Annotated in this window: 18 protein-coding genes; 5 read left to right on the top strand and 13 right to left on the bottom strand. The window is 46.6% G+C overall.

What is annotated here, in order from left to right; all coding sequences use genetic code 11:
* Position 1: 1 nt before the first annotated feature.
* From V7R88_RS03305 to V7R88_RS03285, 5 genes are all read right to left on the bottom strand, one after another.
* Entirely contained in the window at positions 2-514 is a 513-nt protein-coding gene (locus V7R88_RS03305; RefSeq protein ID WP_214334659.1) for a hypothetical protein, read from the bottom strand.
* A gap of 179 nt (positions 515-693) precedes the next feature.
* Positions 694-1,572: an IS3 family transposase gene (locus V7R88_RS03300; RefSeq protein WP_222848374.1), complete on the bottom strand. Its 879-nt coding sequence runs from the start codon at positions 1,570-1,572 to the stop codon at positions 694-696.
* Positions 1,569-2,294, bottom strand: a complete 726-nt coding sequence (locus V7R88_RS03295; protein ID WP_152707357.1) for a helix-turn-helix domain-containing protein — start codon at positions 2,292-2,294, stop codon at positions 1,569-1,571. Before V7R88_RS03295 ends, V7R88_RS03300 begins: the two co-directional genes overlap by 4 nt.
* Before the next feature lie 74 nt (positions 2,295-2,368).
* Complete coding sequence (locus tag V7R88_RS03290) at positions 2,369-2,812, bottom strand: Fur family transcriptional regulator (protein WP_214334661.1); 444 nt, start codon at positions 2,810-2,812, stop codon at positions 2,369-2,371.
* Positions 2,813-2,922: 110 nt separating this feature from the next.
* Positions 2,923-3,504, bottom strand: a complete 582-nt coding sequence (locus tag V7R88_RS03285; RefSeq protein ID WP_054398947.1) for a guanylate kinase — start codon at positions 3,502-3,504, stop codon at positions 2,923-2,925.
* Between the two features lie 150 nt (positions 3,505-3,654).
* On the opposite strand from V7R88_RS03285, the gene V7R88_RS03280 reads away from it, so the two are divergent.
* On the top strand, positions 3,655-3,804 hold the full coding sequence (locus V7R88_RS03280) for a hypothetical protein (protein ID WP_003641114.1): 150 nt from the start codon (positions 3,655-3,657) through the stop codon (positions 3,802-3,804).
* A gap of 76 nt (positions 3,805-3,880) precedes the next feature.
* On the opposite strand, the gene V7R88_RS03275 is transcribed toward V7R88_RS03280, so the two are convergent.
* The 3 genes from V7R88_RS03275 to V7R88_RS03265 form a co-directional block, all read right to left on the bottom strand.
* Positions 3,881-4,300: a bis(5'-nucleosyl)-tetraphosphatase gene (locus tag V7R88_RS03275; RefSeq protein WP_054398950.1), complete on the bottom strand. Its 420-nt coding sequence runs from the start codon at positions 4,298-4,300 to the stop codon at positions 3,881-3,883.
* A gap of 53 nt (positions 4,301-4,353) precedes the next feature.
* The gene (locus V7R88_RS03270) at positions 4,354-5,172 is read right to left on the bottom strand and encodes a PfkB family carbohydrate kinase (protein ID WP_063731323.1); all 819 of its coding nucleotides are present in this window, start codon (positions 5,170-5,172) and stop codon (positions 4,354-4,356) included.
* 353 nt (positions 5,173-5,525) lie between these two features.
* Positions 5,526-5,999, bottom strand: coding sequence for an alcohol dehydrogenase (locus tag V7R88_RS03265; RefSeq protein ID WP_338816433.1), 474 nt, complete (start codon positions 5,997-5,999; stop codon positions 5,526-5,528).
* Positions 6,000-6,503: 504 nt separating this feature from the next.
* Between V7R88_RS03265 and V7R88_RS03260 the strand changes: the two genes are divergently transcribed.
* Together V7R88_RS03260 and V7R88_RS03255 are read left to right on the top strand one after the other, a co-directional pair.
* On the top strand, positions 6,504-7,901 hold the full coding sequence (locus V7R88_RS03260; RefSeq protein WP_338816432.1) for an amino acid permease: 1,398 nt from the start codon (positions 6,504-6,506) through the stop codon (positions 7,899-7,901).
* Between the two features lie 154 nt (positions 7,902-8,055).
* Positions 8,056-8,358, top strand: coding sequence for a hypothetical protein (locus V7R88_RS03255; RefSeq protein WP_057717009.1), 303 nt, complete (start codon positions 8,056-8,058; stop codon positions 8,356-8,358).
* Positions 8,359-8,475: 117 nt separating this feature from the next.
* Here V7R88_RS03255 and V7R88_RS03250 read toward each other — a convergent pair whose 3' ends face one another.
* Complete coding sequence (locus V7R88_RS03250; RefSeq protein ID WP_072535407.1) at positions 8,476-8,895, bottom strand: OsmC family protein; 420 nt, start codon at positions 8,893-8,895, stop codon at positions 8,476-8,478.
* A gap of 119 nt (positions 8,896-9,014) precedes the next feature.
* Here V7R88_RS03250 and V7R88_RS03245 point away from each other — a divergent pair, with 119 nt between their 5' ends.
* A complete protein-coding gene (locus tag V7R88_RS03245; protein WP_063731327.1) occupies positions 9,015-11,456 on the top strand; it encodes a Xaa-Pro dipeptidyl-peptidase in 2,442 nt (813 codons plus the stop codon).
* Positions 11,457-11,620: 164 nt separating this feature from the next.
* On the opposite strand, the gene V7R88_RS03240 is transcribed toward V7R88_RS03245, so the two are convergent.
* Together V7R88_RS03240 and V7R88_RS03235 are read right to left on the bottom strand one after the other, a co-directional pair.
* Positions 11,621-13,603, bottom strand: coding sequence for an acyltransferase family protein (locus tag V7R88_RS03240; protein ID WP_080468173.1), 1,983 nt, complete (start codon positions 13,601-13,603; stop codon positions 11,621-11,623).
* 421 nt (positions 13,604-14,024) lie between these two features.
* A complete protein-coding gene (locus tag V7R88_RS03235) occupies positions 14,025-15,014 on the bottom strand; it encodes a biotin--[acetyl-CoA-carboxylase] ligase (protein WP_214334663.1) in 990 nt (329 codons plus the stop codon).
* Between the two features lie 472 nt (positions 15,015-15,486).
* Here V7R88_RS03235 and V7R88_RS03230 point away from each other — a divergent pair, with 472 nt between their 5' ends.
* Positions 15,487-16,395: a proline-specific peptidase family protein gene (locus tag V7R88_RS03230; RefSeq protein WP_338816596.1), complete on the top strand. Its 909-nt coding sequence runs from the start codon at positions 15,487-15,489 to the stop codon at positions 16,393-16,395.
* A gap of 120 nt (positions 16,396-16,515) precedes the next feature.
* On the opposite strand, the gene V7R88_RS03225 is transcribed toward V7R88_RS03230, so the two are convergent.
* Both V7R88_RS03225 and V7R88_RS03220 read right to left on the bottom strand, forming a co-directional pair.
* Entirely contained in the window at positions 16,516-18,276 is a 1,761-nt protein-coding gene (locus tag V7R88_RS03225; protein WP_214334664.1) for a thiamine pyrophosphate-binding protein, read from the bottom strand.
* Between the two features lie 340 nt (positions 18,277-18,616).
* Positions 18,617-19,465 (bottom strand): FAD synthetase family protein, encoded by an 849-nt coding sequence (locus V7R88_RS03220; protein ID WP_214334665.1) that lies wholly within the window; start codon positions 19,463-19,465, stop codon positions 18,617-18,619.
* Positions 19,466-19,594: the final 129 nt, after the last annotated feature.

The raw sequence follows: 19,594 nt of genomic DNA, 5'->3' as shown, positions 1-19,594 counted from the left end.
GTTATTCGCCCCCGTCGCTAGTAGTGGTGTCCGTTGTCGACTGTGACGTTGTCGTTGCCGAACTTGACGCGGTCGTACTTGATGACTCGGTAGTAGCACTATCATCATCATCGTCACTCGTATCAGTCGTGGAACTACTGTTATCAGTGGCACTAGTATCAGTGGTACTGGAACTCGTATCATCGGCTGAGCTTGATGCGCTACTGGTCTTGTTAGCACTGCTGCTGTCCGTATCATTCTCGTCAGTACTACTACTGGAACTACTATTCTGTTCATCATTAGATGTATCTGAACTGGATTTGTCTTTGGATTTATTCTCATCGCTACTATCATCAGCCGCTTTCTTTTTCAGACTTGCGGAACTAGCTGATGAACTTTTGACCACACTGCTAGTGGCCTTGGCGCCATTGACAGTATGGGTTGTCTTATTAACGACCACGTTAGTTGCCCCCAGTGCAAGGACAATTGAAACAATTGCAAATGGTGAAATAAATGGTGGTGTTCGATAAGCCATCGATGTCATTCCCTTCTGAGGCTTTGCCGTTATTCTTTCTAATCTATAATTAAACCATGCTCGTGTTCGGAATGCACTAATTCTATCACAAATTAAGAAACTCTTTACTCAAACAAGGCCAACAAAAAAGCCGACTCGGAGCTGCTCCGTGTCAAGTAGACAATTAAACAATTAAAATCTTATGCACTTTCTTGAACGGCATGATTCCGGTATTCTTCCGGGGTCATGCCGTTTAGTGTCAATTGACGTCTTGCTGTGTTATGCCAATTGATGTACTTCTTGATGATGTTAATGAGCTCTATTTCGGAGAGTGGTTGCTTGAATGCCAACTCCTCGGTCTTAAATTGGCTCCAGAAGCTTTCCATCGGACTGTTGTCTCCTGGGGTTCCAGGACGAGACATACTGTGCACGATACCTTCTCCAGCTAGTAACGTGTTGTATGCACCTGATGTGTAGGCCGATCCCTGATCAGAGTGTAAAATCTCAGGTTTGACACCATGAGTTGTTTTTAGAGCTTGCTTCATCGTATCGACCACAAGCTGGGTCGTCTCAGTACTTGCAATTTGCCATGCGATAATACTACCGTCATAAAGATCTTTAACGGCACTTAAGCGCAGGCGTTGCGCCATCTTTGTGCCATATCGTAACTCACTACAATCGGTCACCCAGGTAATATTCGGCCGTTCAGGGGTAAAGTCATGACTACCATCTTCACAGAGTAATTTGTTGGCGAGAATATATTCCTTCTTTTCTGCCTTGCGGTCGCGTTTGGCCACTCGAATTGACGAGTAGATACCGTGATTACGCATGATACGCCGAACTCGGCCTTGGCTTACATGGTAAGGTGTCTCCGTGTTGATGTACATTGTCATAGTACGGACGCCGTAAATGTAGTTTTGGGCTTCTTCACGCGCAATAATGTAGTTTAATATCACGTCATTCTCAAGCTCATGAGCGGTTACTGCACGGTGAGTCCACTTGTAGTATGCGGCACGAGAGATTCCGACATAGTTACACATAAAGCTGATGCCATACGGTCGCTTAGTGTCGGGATTCATTTTTTGTGAGAGCGTTTGAACGGTTTGATATTTTTCTTCTGAAGTGCATCTATCCTTTCGAACTCTTGGAGTTTTTTTAATATCGCGACCTCCGTAGAGACACGTTCTAGCCGTGCTTTAAGGCGTTTGATTTCAAGATCTTTAAGTTCTGATTCAGTCAATTTACCGTTATCTTCTTTAGCTTTACCTCGACGATCTGCGAGTGCGTCGGGGCCGCCTTGCTTGAATTTCTTGACCCAGGCATACACTTGACCATAAGACACATTGAAGTGAGTGGTCGCGGCACCGTAGTTCATTTCATTGGCAATGGTCCATTGTGCAATTTCGATTCGTTCAATCTGATTGGTTTTCCTACCGTCTTTCATTGGGGAGGGCCTCCTAGTGGCTTTGAGTGGTTTACCACTAGTATACCGGTTAACCCACTGATAGATAATGGAATGATTTGGAATACCATATTTTCTGGCTAGTTGTGGATATGAAGTGCCGCCTGCTAGGTATGCTTGGACCACCTCAAGCATAAGCGCTTCTGAGTACGCGTGTTGATATCGACGACCACTCAGTGCTTCTGGCCCACCGTCATCATATCGCATGATCCACTGTGCCACTTGTGAGTGATGAACACCGTACTCCCTATGGATTGACGTGGCTGATACACCATCTCTTACCAATCCAATATAAAAGAGTTTCTCTTCCAGACTGTACCTCGAACCTTTTTGGCCCATAAAAATACTCCTTCCTCAATAGACAAGCTTTAATTATTTGCTTGTCTACCTTGGTAGGAGTATATCCCTCCCCGTCAGCTATTAATTGCCTGCTTTTTCGTGCAATTGGCACATAGACCGTAAATCTCGATGCGGTGACCCGTAATCGTACAACCCGGTAATTGTGCTTCATACTCGTCTAACGGACACGCTTGCAGTTCCGTCACCTTACCACAGTCTGAACAAACAAAATGGTGATGGTGTTGATGCTTGAAATCACATTGATATTTAACCAGGGTTTGATTAGCCTGGGCCTTCAATTCCAATAATCCTAACGTTTCAAACTCTTTAATATTGCGATAAATGGTATTGTGACTCATTCCTGCAAATAAGGTTCGCATGTGCTCATCAACGGCCGAAATTGCCACATAGTGGTCCTGATAGGTCACCAGATAATCTAATAATGCCTGCCGTTGCTTCGTAATTTTAAACTGATTACGGCGTAAAATTGCGACGGCTTGTTCAATGGGTGTTTCCATAGTGTTGCTGCCTCCTACTGACCAGGACTCTGCTAAATCATAATCATTACTATTTAGTTTAGCATACTCAGGTGTAAAAGTGAATTACGTTGCCCATCTATGTGTCAGTGCTAATCCTTCGTCACAGCATTAGTCTGACAATACTCAGTCACCAACTCATCTAGCTGGCGCTGCGTCACTTGCCAGTCATCATTCACAATAACGTGCGCGTGTCCGACTAATCCCGCCGGCAACGCTTGGTCACGCAAGTACTCATCACTTGCGACTCGTTTTTGAATTCGGCTGGGCAGATCCCCACGCTTGGTCAAACGTTGAATTAGCGCCTCTTGATCAGCGACTTCGAGATAAATCACAACCGCTTGTTCGCCTAACTCCCGCGCATAGGTGATCGCTCCCGCCGTATCTAGGACGATACTGATCAGTGGTGAGCGTTCCCAAGCGGCCGCTAGCCCTTCTCGTGAAGAGCCGTATTGATTGCCACTATAGGTCACGTGTTCTAGGTAATGTTTCGTAGCAAAACTGGCCGGTGTTTCAAAATAATAATCGCGCCCACTGACTTCACCTTCCCGGGGTGCCCGGGTCGTATGAGTAATCACCTGAGGAATTTGGTATTGTGACCGCAAGTAATGACTGACAGTGGTCTTACCACTCCCAGTTGGTCCCGTGATCACAAAGATCCGTTTCGTTGTCAAAATCGCTAAACCTCCATTTTTTAATCCATGTAAAGCTTTTCATTTGCGTTAACTCAATAAACCGAGTATAGTAACGTACCTATAAGGTTCAAATAGATGATTCACGCATCTCGTAGCAAACCAACAATTTTCAGAAGGGAGTTTTGTCATATGCAATTTCAAAAAACAAATAGCTGGTTCAGCATTGTCTTAGATACGCAACGCCAAATGTTTGTCGCAACTGACAAACTTCATCCAGAATTGTTCGCTGAAGGCGTAACAATCGAAGATGCAGTTGCAAACTTACAAACCCAGGCCTAAGCTAATCTAAAAATATTGTTTAAAAATTACTGGTACCGTTTATGCGACGGCACCAGTAATTTTTTTATCGTCACTATTATTGTAGATGCTGCTCAATGTAGGTGTTAGCCTGATCTAACATTTGCTTTAAATTATCGTAAGTCAACCGTTCCCTGGCAGCGGCATAGTCAAACCAGCCAATTGCGCTGATTTCAGCTTGTTGTCGTGTCACCACAACGCCACTTGGGACTTCACTGACAAACAGTGTGACTTGCTTCAAATTGCCATTCGGTAAGTCATATTCGGTATACGCCTTAAAATTAGTATCGAGTGTCGCTTCAATTTGGGTTTCTTCACGGATTTCACGCCGCGCTGCTTCGGCTAACGTTTCTGCACCTTCCACGTGACCCTTCGGAAAGCCCCAAAAATCACTGGTCGCACTCTGTAATAATAAATAAGCGGGATGACCATCTTTTTGTTGATAGACGACCGCACCACTAGCTACTTCTGTACTCATGAAGTCGCACCTTCCTAATTATGAATTATGCTCTAGTATAACATGTTCCACTATCAATTGAGGGTTAAAATTGCCTGAAGCAAACGTCCTAGTGCGACACCCTGCCGTTCATCAGTCCGGTTTTGCGCGATTGTTTCTGCCACCGCCATATTCAACCATTGATTGGCGCGTGCCAGTGTCGGCGCTAATGCATAACCGCGACCCAGCAGTCCCGCAATCACCGCAGCTAACGTATCACCAGTTCCGTTATAATGCCCGGGCAACCGGCGCGCACCACTGTATTGTACGTGCCCTGCTTCATCCAACCAGGCACAACCAATCTGATCATCCTGTTGAACATCCGTAATAACCGCGTGAGCACCAGTTTTCAATTGCGCTTGCAGTGCTGGCAAAATGACCGCTAGATCCGGTGTCGTTTGATAGGGCGTCCCCGTTAGCAATGCGGCCTCCGTCGTGTTGGGCAAAATCACATCTGCCTGTTGGATAAGTTGACGCATCGCTTCTACATAGTCCTGGTCAAACCCCTGATAGAGTTGACCGAGATCGCCGAGTACCGGGTCAACAACTAATAGCGACAGCGCTTGTTGTTCTAAGTAAGTGGTTAATTGTTGGCACAGTTCAACCGAACCAACGTAACCGATCAGGGCTTGATCAAAATGCAGGTGGGCGCGGGTCCAATGTTCAAAGACCTGCGGCAACCACGTCGACAGGTCGACCACGGCTGGTGTCCCGTACCCGCTAGTATGTGTCGATAATAAGCTGGTCGGCAGTGCCGCCACGTCATAATGCATCGCCGTTAATACGGGTAATGCTGAACTAAGCGAGATTCCTCCGACCGCGGATAAATCTTCCGCCACTAACATTGTTGACAATCTTGCTACCCCCTCTTATCTCGTGTAATGCTTATTTTATCAGAACTCCGACTGACTGTAACCTTTTCGCTTCAGAAGAATGGTTGCTTAAACGACTCGAACTGGCGTTATTGCGGCCACAGTATGCCATGACAGGATTTGCATCATTAAGATTACTTATTTACCAATCAAAAAGTTGAGCACCAGGTTGCTAGTCCCGTTGCTCAACTCATTAAAGTTCATCATTCGTATTCATCAGACTAAGTCCGGGGACGTTTTCCACACACTTAGCCGACTTCAGTCCACTCAAAATAATGCGTTCTCAACTGTGCCGGAACGCACCGGCGAATCTCACTGTCGGCATCCGGCTAGGCTCAGTGATCAGATGGTGTCAAATATTGCCGTTCCATCGCACGCCGGGCCTCAACCGCATCTTCAAAATGCACAAAATGTTTGTTTAGTATGTACGTCCCTTTGTAGTAGAAGTGGGCGACCCAGGAACCCGACTGTTTGTCATAGATCACGCCCACAACGCCGCTCGTGTTACGCTTTGACTTCTTGAGTGAACTCACATCCGTATGGTGGTCACGAATCTTCAAGTTACGCGGATCTCCCATACGCAAAACTGCCTGCGGATTATTAAAAATATTTTGCCGGCTCTGTTCCACGGCCAGACAGCCACAACTGCGCGTCTTACCGTGCCGCAAAACATAGGAATCTACGACGCACGTCCGGCCACATTGACACTGACAAAACCAAAGTGCATTGCCATTCTTAGCACGACCCGCCCGGTGAACAGCTATTAAACGTCCAAAGTGCTGACCAGTAATATCAATCGCCGCTCCCATCCTAATCCCACCATTCTAAAATTTAACTTTAATTGATAACAATATTATAAGCTTTGGCGAATCCAATTAACAGCTTAATGTATTAACCACGTTTATTTATTTACTGGTATTCGTTTAAACTAAGTATCAACTAATGATTAACAATAGTTGCATCTAGCCAACTGTCTCTTCAGACCACGGAACGGCTTAAACTAAATGTGCTTACTGGCTGGGCAAGTTAGCATGGCGCGGCGCAGGTCGCCGAGTTCCTAAAATGCCGCCGTGGCAGGATCCGAGTGCCACCGCTAAAAGGATACTGTCGGCATTAGTTATGGTACCGCAGCCGCTGGGCAACCAGTTTCTATGGCGCATAGCTAGTACGCAACCCACATCCCATGGAGTTATTAATAATAAAAGGCTGATTCTAATTGACTTTTAATAATCAACCACGGTATCATATTGACATGACAATTTGTCGATAATGACAACTAACTGTTACAAATAACCAAAAAGGTGGTCCATGTTATGGGGATTTTCCAGCGCATTTTCCAAAAAGAAGATTTGGAGCGCTATTTACAAAAAGATAGTCATTTTGAACGGACCCTCTCCGCAATCGACCTGATTGCACTCGGAATTGGTGCGGTCATTGGGACCGGGATTTTCATTCTGCCCGGAACAGTCGCTGCAACGAAAGCGGGTCCCGGGATTATTTTATCTTTCGTTTTGGCTGCCATTGTGTGTGCCGTCGCCGCAATGTGTTACGCCGAGTTTGCTTCGGTGCTCCCAATCGCCGGTTCCGCGTATTCATACGGAAACATTGTCTATGGCGAAATGATCGGTTGGATCATTGGTTGGGCTCTGGTACTCGAATACGTCCTAGCCGTTGCGACCGTTGCCGTTGGGTGGGCCGCGTATTTTAATTCATTCATCGCTGGTTTTGGCCTCAAGTTACCAAAAGCCATCACCGGTTCGTTTGACCCCGCCCACGGGACCTATATCAACGTGGTCGCAATTCTGATTGTCTGTCTGATTGCTTGGATTATCGATACCGGCCTAAAAACGTCAATTCGATTAAACAATATTATTGTGGTCATAAAATTAGCAATCATTGTGTTGTTCTTACTCGTCGGCTCATTTTATGTTAAACCAAGTAACTGGACACCCTTTGCCCCATTCGGCGGGACGGGAATTCTCAAGGGCGCCGCGGTCGTCTTCTTCGCTTACTTAGGGTTCGATGCCGTTTCTTCGTCGGCTGCCGAAGTTAAAAACGCCAAGCGCAACATGCCGATTGGAATCATTGGGACGTTGGTCATCTGTACCATCTTCTACATTCTTGTCTCAGGCGTATTGACCGGGATGGTTTCATACAAGCAATTGAACGTTGACGATGCAGTGGCGTTCGCTTTACAACTCGTCCATCAAAACTTCGTGGCCGGTATTATCTCGATTGGGGCCCTCGCCGGCATGTTCACGATGATGGTCACGATGATTTACAGTAGTTCACGGCTTTTATATTCAATCGGCCGTGACGGCTTGCTCCCACGTTTCTTAGGGAAAATCGACAAGCACCACGCTCCTAAAAACGCCATGTTGACGGTTACGATCGTGATTTCAATTCTTGCTGGTCTCATTCCGTTAGATCAATTGGCAAACCTGGTTAATATCGGGACACTGATTGCCTTCGCCTTTGTTTCCTTTGGTATTCTGCTACTGCGGCGTAATCCAAAACTTAACGCGATCAAAGGCTTCCGCGTGCCACTTTACCCAGTCCTGCCAATTATTTCTGGCTTGCTTTGCCTATTCATGATGACCCAATTATCCATGGAAACCTGGCTGGCATCACTCGCCTGGTTCGTCCTCGGGCTCGTCATTTACTTCAGTTATGGCATTCGGCACAGTCGCATGAATAAGACTGACGATTAATAACAAGGTTTATTAAAGTAACCAAAAGCGCCCACCTCAAGTGATCAACTTAAGGTGGACGCTTTAACGATCATCAGCACGTTAACGCCAATAATGACAACGATTACATTTTAAGGTATGATAATGGTACTTAATCAAGGAGCGTGGTTCAATCATGTTAACACCTAAAACGATTCACGACGACCTTCATGAACATCATACCCAGGTCGTTCAACTATTTAGTAAGCATCCCTGGCTCATTCCCGCCACGACCTTATTACACATTATTCCAGTTGTCGTTGGCATCAACGGCTTTTGGAAATCACGGGCGCTGAGCAAGCAGCTCAAAATCGAACGTGAAAAAACGAAGCAACTCGCCCTACAACAGGTCGATAAAGTCCAGTCAGCGGTTGCCAGTCATCACTGCCAGCACCCGAACTTACACCACCTCTTCAAGCACATTCACACGCCTCATTAACACAAACGTGGTTCGAGTCGGCAACGACTGAAATTGCCGATTCGAACCACGTTTTACATCCATCCCCCAACCGGTTGCCAAGTGCCGATTAATGATTACTTTTACACCGCACAACGATTAGGCTAATTGAATCGTCACGTTGGCTGACGGCCCAACGAGCTTGGCAACAGGACAGCGGGTCTCCGCAATTGCAAGCCAGTGGGCCGCTGTTTCATCATCCACTTCTGGAATCGTTACCCGGGCATCCAAGAAGAACTGATAGCCGAAACGGTCTCGCGACATCTTGACCGTGGTCACGACTTTACTCTGATGTGCTTGCCCGTGCTCCTTTTCGATTGCCTCCAACGTGGCGTTGAGGCACGTACTGAGCGCTAACCCGATCAACTGTTCCGGATTCGATCCCGGCACCGACTTAAGTGGACTGGAAACCGGCACTTCAAGCCCATCCGGCACGTAAGCGTGTCCTTGGATACCATCTTCATTAATCGCTTGCGTCGTATATAAGATTGGAAAATCACTCATTCTTAGTTCCTCCATTCGATAGTTCACTTTGCAATTAACCTACCACAACATTACAAACTTGTCAGTAAGAATCGTTGGTTCTGACGTAATTAGCGGTATAATATTTCTAATAATACTTAATGAGGAATTTACTTATGAAAAATAATCAATTTGCAATCGTCCCGACTGATTCGGAAACCGCGATTGCCGAACTTACGAAAATTCGTTTTATTACGCCTGATATGGACGCCCTGACGACTGTTCCAGCCGTCTACCAGGCATTGCTGGCTAAAAGCTTACCAGAAGTCCACACGGCAAGCGGCTTGACCCACAAGTTTAATAACATCATGGCAACCAGCCAGCACACTTTATCAGAATGGCTCGCCGATGCAACTATCGTGAACAATCAAGTCTTTTATAATGTGGGACTTCAGTTACTGGGTTTTCTACCTGGTCAAGATTTTGAATTGGCCGATCCATTGCTGGCGATGCGCGATATTCACTTGCCAATGGTCGGTGATAGCGCCTTTGATCGTGAAGCCCTCTATTATGCTTGGTACCTATTATTAAATACACGTGGGAATAATGGACAAACCTTGATTGAATCACTCACGACCCGGGGTTACTTTGTACCATTTTACCAATTACCTAACGATCAAAAGCCACTCTTCTTCAATGGTAAGGCCCAAGCCGTCTTTGATACCAACGCGCTCATTCGTGACGTCGTCTACGTTGAAGCGCCTTTGGATACTGATCACGATGGCCAACGGGACCTGCTCAAAGTTGAAATTCTTCGGCCAGCCGAGACCGAGACCGGCTTAAAGGTACCCGTTCTCTATACTGCTAGTCCTTATAACCAGGGCATCAATGATCGGGCTGGCGACGCCCAGATGCACAACGTGGACGTCCCCCTGACCGCCAAAGAACCGGACGAAAATACCTATGCGGATGTTGAATACCAGCCAACAACAGCGCAACTGCCAGCTGCTCGAACTGCGACCGCGACGACCGATGAGGCGGAAGAGACTTTCAGTCGGGAAAAATCTTATACACTTAATGATTACTTCCTGGCACGTGGTTTTGCAGTCGTCTATGCGGCTGGAATCGGTTCGATTGACTCGGACGGACTGGCCCCCACTGGTGACGTTGATGAAACGACGTCCACGGTCGCAATTATTGAATGGTTGACCGGTAAACGGCAAGCTTTCACCAATCGTGATGGCGATGTCGCAATCAAAGCTTGGTGGTGCAACGGTGCCGTCGCTATGACGGGCCGGTCTTACCTCGGTACCCTCGCAACTGCCGCTGCTACGACAGGCGTGGCTGGCCTTAAGACGATTATTTCCGAAGCGGCCATTTCAAGTTGGTATGACTATTATCGAGATAATGGCTTAGTCGTCGCTCCGGATACGTTCCAAGGAGAAGACACCGATGTGCTGGCCGCCGAAGTCTTTTCACGAAGTCTAAAGGCCGGTGACGCCCACCAGATTCAACCCGCGTTTGATCAGAAACTGGCGGAACTGACCGCCGACCAAGACCGGGCAAGCGGCAACTATAACCGTTTCTGGGATGAACGCAACTATCTCAAGAATGTCGATAAGATCAAGGCGGACATCATCATGGTTCACGGGCTCAATGACTGGAACGTTAAGCCCCGCAACGTAGCTAATTTATGGGATAAATTACAGGCAGTTCCCGTTACTAAAAAGCTCATTTTGCACCAGGGACAACATATTTATATCAATAACTTACAATCGCTCGATTTCACCGACATGATGAACTTGTGGCTAAGCCATAAATTATATGGTTTAGATAATCATGCGGAGACACTCTTGCCTAACGTCTTGGTACAAGACAACACGCAAGCCCAAACTTGGCACGGCTATGACAATTGGTGGCAAGACACAACCGACGCTTTAGATTTTAAGGTTCAGTACAAAGAATTAGTTCCTGCTGACCATACAGTTGACCAACGCGCCGCTCATTTTACTGATAAATTGCCTGACAAATTATTCGACCACTATAAGCATCATTTGGATAGTTGGCAGCGCGACCTCTTGCAAGAGGATAAGTTAAATCCGCTCTATGATCACCGCCTCTTGTTCAAGTCTTGGCAGGCACCTGAGGATCAATTATTAGTGGGTATTCCGCACGTTGCGGGCTCTGTCGCCGTTAATAAGAATTTCGGCATGTTGAGCTTTATGCTGATTGACTTCGGGGCCGCGCGCCGTTTGACTGTCAGCCCACAAATGCTGGCTGCAAAAGCGCTTGATCTAGGTTACCACTGGCGCGAAGATGATTTGAAGGACTTCAAGTTAGCGGGTGAGACGCCGTTCAAGATGATTACTAAGGGGCATCTTAACTTACAGAACCGCCACCACCCATGGCACGCAGAAGCGATTCAGCCAAATGTCTTTTATGACTTTTCTGTGGATCTCCAACCGCTGTTCCACCACTTACTGAAGGGGCATCAACTCGGACTAGTCATTTACGCAACTGATATGAAGATGACGATTCGCGGCAATCAAGACCTCCAGTACTCACTTAACTTGAACGATATTCGCTTACACGTCCCAATGAAAAAAATAACCGACTAACTAATTATGGCCTACCAGCTAACCACACAACCGTTAACTGGTGGGCCTTTTGTGTACCTTCAACTTAAATAGCCACTTATCATGACCAGGTCGGACACCCCCACCCGTCCGGAACTAGCCAAAAAAAGTTCCAGCTTACCATCAACGTAAGCTGGAACTCATCTTTAATTGTTATTAACTTCGGCAATGCGGTTCGCAATCAAATTCGTTAACTGACGATTACCAGTCGGATTGGGATGGACATTATCATCCGCAAACCAACCATTTTGATTCTGCGCACGACCATGCCAATCGATAACGTGCACGTTCGCATGTTTCTTAGCAGTTTTTGCAATTTGCGCGTTGACTTGGTTTTGCCAGCTCTGCGTTGGCACGTGGGCCGTTACCCAGAAAATCTGACGGTCCTTACCAATCAACTTAACAACTTGTTCAGCTTGATCGTTCGTAATCGTCCCGTTAGTCCCAATATTCAAGAGAACGTTGTGTGCCAATTGGCCCTGTGACTTCAGTGAATTAATAATACCGGGAACTTCCGTCACTTGCCGACCAACGCGACCTTGTACCACCGTACCCGGAATAACATCTTGCAGATCAGAGGAGACATCAAGTAGTACTGAATCCCCAATAGCGGTCAGGTCCGTATCAGCCATCGCTAGAACAACTTGGGGTTTCAAATCGTATTCCTTTTCCACCTGCTTTTGCTTCGAGTTCAACTTCGCTTCAGCCTGCTTAGTCTGCATCTTTTCAGTCGCGACCTTCTTGCTTGAAGCAGCCGCTGCCTGGGCAGCTTTTTGGCGTTTGAGCGCCGCCGCATTCTTCTTATCAGCCGCTTTAGAGTTAGCCGCAATCGTCTTTTGCAATTCAGTCTTCTTGTTAGCTTCCGCTTTACTTGGCTGTTGAACGAAACCAACCGCCGTAATAACGAATAAGACCGTGGTCAAAGCGACGATCGCAGTGGTCACGCGGTTAAACTTCGGTTTGCGGAGAAAATCCTTGAAGTCGACCAATAACCGACTGTAATCATAGTGGCGCATTGGGTTTTCGATAAACCGATAACTCAATTCCGTCACAATCAGAATCAGGGCAACTTCAATCAAGCTATTCAGGAGTAAATGATCACCAATGTTCTTAACTTTAGTTTCGTAAAAAATCATGACCGGGAACTGGTAGAGATAGATCCCATAACTACGTTGACCAACGTACTTGAATAACGGATTCGTCAAGACGCGATTGAGATGACTAGCCGGATGAGCGACCGTTGCAACTAATACGGTTGATAGGACTGTGAATAGTAACATACCGCCACGATAAGTGAAATCAGATTGACCAGACATCTGGAAAAACATCCAAATAATAGCAATTAACGAAGCACCACCCAAGACGTCCAGGGTCACCCGATTAACGTTGGCAATATCCGCCGATAATTCTCGTGATGGCCAGATAAAAGCCAGGCCGGAACCTAACAGAATCGCAAACATCCGCGTGTCAGTCCCGTAGTAAACCCGATTGGTATTCGCGGGATCATACAACATGGCCATAGTTATCGCTGAGATACCCGCGGCAATCATCATAAACCAGAAGACCCGTGAACGCTTCTTGAAGATGACCATCAAGATACCAATCACTAATGGCCAGAATAAGTAATATTGCCCTTCAATTGAAAGTGACCACAAATGGGTGAACGGCGATTCCCCATTGAAACGATCAAAATAGCTTTGCCCATGATTGATTTCAAACCAATTATAGACGTAGACTAAGTTCGTTAAGACAGTGGCGCGAATATTTGTCAGTAGCGAGCGTTGAAACAGCGTAATGTAAGTTGTAGTTCCCAACAGCATCGTCACGAATGCGGGATACAGCCGCCGCATCCGGTGTCCGAGGAACCGCCATATCCGGACGTGTCCCCGGCTTAAAATATCTTGTAGTAAAATATCTGTGATCAAATAACCTGAAACAACGAAAAAAATCGGTACTCCTAAATAACCTCCTTGTAGCGAGGCTGGCATCAAGTGATAGATGATGACACCCAGCACCGCCAATGTCCGGATACCGTCAAATCCGGTGATATAGCGCCTTGGATTCATCCGGTGTCGATTCATCCGACTCATTGTTCGGCTCATATTTACGCTCCGCAAATTTTCATTCATATTCCTATTACCCCTTGAATTGTCTCTACAAACATTAACTAACCCACTAGTGTCTCGGTACCTTTACTATAATATGTAAATGACCGCGTTGACCAGTATTATTTAAACTTCATTAATTATTTTTATTAACCACTTTATTCATCATGCTGGTTAAACATATATAACCCCGAACTTAATCACAATATAAATAAATCAAACGTGAGTCTATTAATTCATTCATTATCATTCCTATATTATCAACAATTTAAGGTTGATGCGCCATCCCAAACCGCCCAATTAACTAAACTGAAATTGATTGGCCCGACTTGTGACTAACTTCTACTATACAACAGTATGAACCAGTAAAACATTGAATCAGAAATCATTTTGAAAGATTGTTGCCATTCGTTTGGTGACTTAATAAGCTGATTTTACAAACCGGCTAACCATGATAACCACCAGACAAGAGATTCACTTTGGTAATCTCGCCGGAACTGAAATGGCGGACTTGTCCAGTCGCTAATCGGACGACCAACGCACCGTGCGCGTCAATATCCGTCACGACGCCCTGATACTTCTGCGTCCCGCTCTTCAACTCGACCTGCTGATCGATCACCATTGAGAGTTCACGATACGCAGCCATGAACGCGCCACTACGATAAGTCCCATAACTCGTGAAAAACCGCCGTAACAACTCACAAATCACTTGATTGCGCGTCACACCATTCGGATTGGTAACCACCGCACCCGCTTTGTGCGCCAGCAGCGCCGGAAAAGCCGTCGTTGTCAGATTGATACCAATCCCAATAATGACTGCTGATATTTGCCCCGTTTCGAGGCTAGTGATGCCTTCTGATAAGATGCCAACCACTTTATGCTGATTGACTAACACGTCATTGACCCACTTTAACGAAACGTCTACCGCAAACAGCTGTTGTAGCGTCTGAGCAACCACCACCGCGGTACTCGTCGTCAACAACCCCGCATCTAACGCCCGCTGATCACTGATTGGTACCCCGATACTCATGTAAATTCCGGTCTGCGCTGGCGAATAAAAAGTCCGCCCAGATCGGCCGTAGCCAGCAGTTTGCGTATCCGCAACCACGACTTTGGGAATTGCCAGTGGTGTCTGCGTGACTAATCGTCGTAAATAAGCATTAGTTGAATCAACCGTGGGTAAAACGGTCAGCTCAAACGGGGGCGCCGCTGCAAGCCCGTATTCAATCACCGACGCGCTCAATTGATTGTTAGCCACATAACGGTAACCCCGTCCATGCCGGCTCTCAATGGTATGGCCCGCCGCCTGCAATCCTTGCACTAATTTCCATATTGCCGTTCGACTGATTGCAAGTTGTTGTGCCAACCAGTCACCCGAACAATACGCGGGTGCCGCTTGGATTAGCAAGCGCAAAACTGCGACTTGATTTGCCATATCCATCTCACCTATCTCTAATTAGTTAACCCATTATTTCATATTGGTTAACTAACCGCAATTGAATTTAAAGAATGTAATATTACATCTTTCTGTGCTGAGCAGTTTACTTATTATCGCTGAAAATGTAACCGCTTGTCAAATCAATTGTGTACAATCGGTTGTAATCCAGCAACAACTCAGTTTAACCGTTGTCCTGACCAGCATAATAACTAGTATAAACCAAATTAAAAGGCAACGGTTCGTTCTAATTATTATTTTTATATCACCACAACCAAAATTTGTAGTCTTACAATCAACTATTACCATGCTAACACATTGAGCTAGTTCATTAACAACGACTGTCTTACAAATTTATCCGCTACCGCGCAGAAATTTCCCCTTAGTTACTCACGACTACCTCGTCCCTTTGACCCTGCTTAGTTAACAGTGGTAAGATAACAATTAAAATATGAAGAAATTAGGTGATCATTTGAAACAAGGAACGACAATCATCACGCTGGATAATGGCTACCATTTATGGACGAACACTCAGGGCCAGGGCGACATTCAATTATTATGCCTACACGGTGGTCCCGGTGGCAATCATGAATACTGGGAAAACTTCGGTGAAGAACTAGCAGATTTGGGCGTCCAAGTTTCAATGTACGACCAATTAGGGTCCTGGTACTCGGATCAACCCGACTACTCAGATCCCGAAATCGCTAAGAAATATCTCACCTACGACTACTTCTTAGATGAAGTCGAAGAAGTCCGGCAAAAGCTAGGACTGGATAACTTTTATCTGATTGGTCAGTCTTGGGGTGGCGCTCTGACAATGATGTACGCGCTCAAGTACGGTCAACACTTGAAAGGCGCCATCATTTCAAGCATGGTCGATAACATTGAAGAATACGTCGTCAACGTTAATAGGTGTCGTGAAGAAGCGTTACCGGCTGACGCGGTTGCTTATATGAAGCAAAAGGAAGCAGAAGGCAACTGGAATGATCCTCAATACCAGAAGTACGTGGATGTTCTGAACGCTGGCTATGTTGACCGCAAGCAGCCCACTTCAATTCGGCATTTGATCAACACAACCGCTACTCCAGTGTACAACGCCTTTCAAGGTGATAATGAATTCGTCATCACTGGTAAGTTAAAGGAATGGGATATTCGCGATCAGATTCACAACATTAAAGTGCCGACGCTGTTAACTTTCGGTGAACACGAAACGATGCCATTAGCTTCGGCTCGTCGCATGGCCCGTGATATTCCTAACTCACGCCTAGTAACGACGCCCAATGGTGGGCATCACCACATGATCGACAACGCCCCCGTCTACTTTGACCATTTGAAACAGTTCATTCGTGACGTGGAAGATGGTAGCTTTAATCAAAAATAAATCCTAACTGAACACCCAAAAAGCCGCCAGTATCAGGTCATACCCGATACTGGCGGTTTTTTCATAATATTAGGTTAACTGAGGCTTGGCCCAGTGAACTCAATCGGCCTTATGCCATAACTATAACTGATCACCCTGTGCTCGTAGTAAGGCGCCTAGTGATGGCTGTTCCTTAATATCAATGTGGTTGGCTTTGGCATAAGCGTCAACTTCTGCTTGACCGTATAATTCAGGATCTAGTGGCATGTAAGCCGTGCCAATTGGATCATCATTCTTGATGACCGCGTTCACCACGATTGGCCGCTTGTTGCCCTTCGCTTGGAGCGCCTTGATTTGGTCAAAGACGGTTTCGACCTCTTCGTTATTGTGGACGGTAAACCCGATGCCACCGAGGCCGTCCGCTACTTTAGCCCAGTCAGCATCCGTTAAATCAACACCATACAAGTGTTGCTTGGTATCAACCTGCTCGCGATAGATAAAGCCAAACCGTTGATTACTGAAGATCACGTTAATGACGGGCAAGCCGTAACGTGCTTCCGTAATAATATCTGGCGCAACCATCGCAAAACCACCATCGCCGGAGAAACTCCACGCTTGACTGTCTGGAACACTCAAAGCACCAGCCATCCCAGCGGGTAGGCCAAAGCCCATGGTTGCAAAAAGGCCTGATAATGCAAACCGTTGCTCTCTGTCCATCGGAAGCCCCCGGACAGCCCATTCGGAGACGTTACCGGTGTCGACTCCGTACGTATCACGGGGCCCGACCATGCTAGCAACTTTGTGCATGACCGCTTCCGGTGCGAGTCCATCATGGTCATCAGCAGCCAATTGTTGGAGCCACTTATCCCAATTACGCTTATTCTGCCGGTTAGTCGTCAACCACGCCGTTTCAGGCAACGTTTCGCCAGTTGCAATCATTGCTTGCAAATAAGCTTGAGCGTCACTGATGACGGCGTAATCGATTGGGACCATCTTGCCGATATCAAAACTGTTATTGTTGACCTGAATGATCTTAATACCTTTCGGCCAAAAGCCAGCAAATGGAAATTCAGATCCTAGGAACAAGATCAAATCAGCGTGTTGGAGTGCTTCGAAGCCTGATTTGGAACCCAAGCGACCAAACGTACCAATTGCATTCGGGTGGTTGGTTGGAATGACACCCGTCGCTGGGACCGTGTTCATGACCGGAATATTGAACTGTTCGCTAAACTTGACCAGGTCGGCCTTAGCACCAAGAAGGCCCCGACCAGCGTAAACTAATGGATGCTTAGCTGCTTTTAACATCTTTAGTGTTGCCGTAATCGCTTGTGGGTCGACCCGCTGTTCAAACGTATCTGAAACGGTGTTAGGCGTCGAGACCGGCTGATAATCGATCTCTTCGGCTGAGAGATTTTCAGGAATGATGACGACTGCTGGCCCCTTCTGCCGGTATGCTTCCCGAATCGCTTGGTTGATGACATATGGCAGTTGTTCGGCCGTCGTGACCGTTCGGTTATACACCGCAACGTCACTGAACATCGGCGTCTCATCCATTTCCTGGAAGTAATTCGTGTTCATCGTCGCTTGTGGGACCTGGCCGACAAGTGCCAGTACAGGAACGTGATCCATCTTGGCATCATACAAACCGTTGAATAAGTGCGTTGCACCAGGACCCGCAGAACCAAATGAAACGCCGATTTTGCCCGTAAACTTGGCATCTGCCGAGGCTGCTAAGGCCCCGACCTCTTCATGCCGAACTTGAATATAATCAATATCGGCCTTTTCAAGGTACAAGCCTTCAACAGTATGATTAATCGAGCCACCGGGAATCCCATAGATGTGGTCCACACCCCATGCCTCTAACACTTTAACTAAAGCTTGTCCTGCAATCATCTTTGTCATCACTATTCATCCCTTCGACTTAGAACCAAGTGAGCTATTTGGTCCAATTCATTTAACAAATGCATTATAAATCGCTTTCAAGTCCAAATGCAATTAATATGCTTACTTTTTGTAAGCGAATATATTAGACCAAAAATTGGTTCATCTTCATCCCCAGTTGGCCATTCATTCGATTATTTCATACAAGACTCACCCTTGACCAGAAAAACGCCATCGGCCATGCACCCAGTGCTGTGTTTGCCCAAATCGCACGACCGGCTTCGCTGACATTGGACGCGCAACGGTTTGACCTAATGGCAGCCAAAAAGACCACCCCATCTAATAGATAGGGTGATCCACATTATGCTTTACGACATTGTGATTGTTGCTGCTGATCTAAGACGGGGCTGACCGCCTGTGCAACCCGCTGCTGCCACTGAATGTCTACATCTAGTACTGCCGCTACTGGCGGTAATTGGTATGGCGAAATGATTTTCAAGGTCGTGGTGACCCCGAGAACGACTGCCTGGCGATAATTAGCACCCACCAACCAGCAACGATAGTCTCCGGCCGCTGGTAACTGCTGTTGTCGATTCGCAAGCTGAATGGTGCGCGTCAACGGGTTGAATGCTGCCTGCGTCGCGTAAGTGTATCCTAATAACTCGTTAGCTTGTTCCAACTGGCCCCGAGCAATCAGATCCCGGATCCGAGTGGAACTGACTTTAAGTTGCTGATTGGCCAACCGATCCACCGTGACCGTTTCAAAGTACGGTGCACCCAGTTCCGCGAGTTCGCGCATCCCGTTGACACCACCCTGTCCAAACGTATAGTCAAATCCTGCAACGACAACTTGCGCATTCAGCCCGACAAGGTAATCTTTAATAAACGCGGTCGGTGTCAATCCAGCAAATTGGTGGTTAAAGTCCGTAATATACAGTCGGTCCACCTGGAGTGCGTCCATGTGCTGGATTTTTTGCGCAACGGTATTCAGATAACGAAAGGTGGCTTGGGACTGAAATAGTTGTGACGCGTGCCGATTGAAGGTCATCACTGCGAGTGGCAAACCGCGCTGCTTCGCAATTCGTTTGGCCGTTTGAATAACGCGTTGATGGCCCTGATGCACACCATCAAAGAAACCTAAAGCTAATACCAGTGGCGGTTGTGGTGCCAGCATCTTTAATCGATGGGCATCTAAATTGATTACTTGCATCTGTGCGACCTCCCGAACGTTCACGTAGTGTTCTCTACAGCTTGGTATGTTGTCACCGCCACAATGGCAAGCGACACTTAATACTATGTACCAAAAGAGCCGCGATAATCGCGTCCTCTTTCGTTAATT

This window comes from Lactiplantibacillus argentoratensis (assembly GCF_037290055.1).
GTDB classification, from domain to species: Bacteria; Bacillota; Bacilli; order Lactobacillales; family Lactobacillaceae; genus Lactiplantibacillus; species Lactiplantibacillus plantarum.
This window is presented reverse-complemented; position numbering and strand designations above follow the sequence as displayed.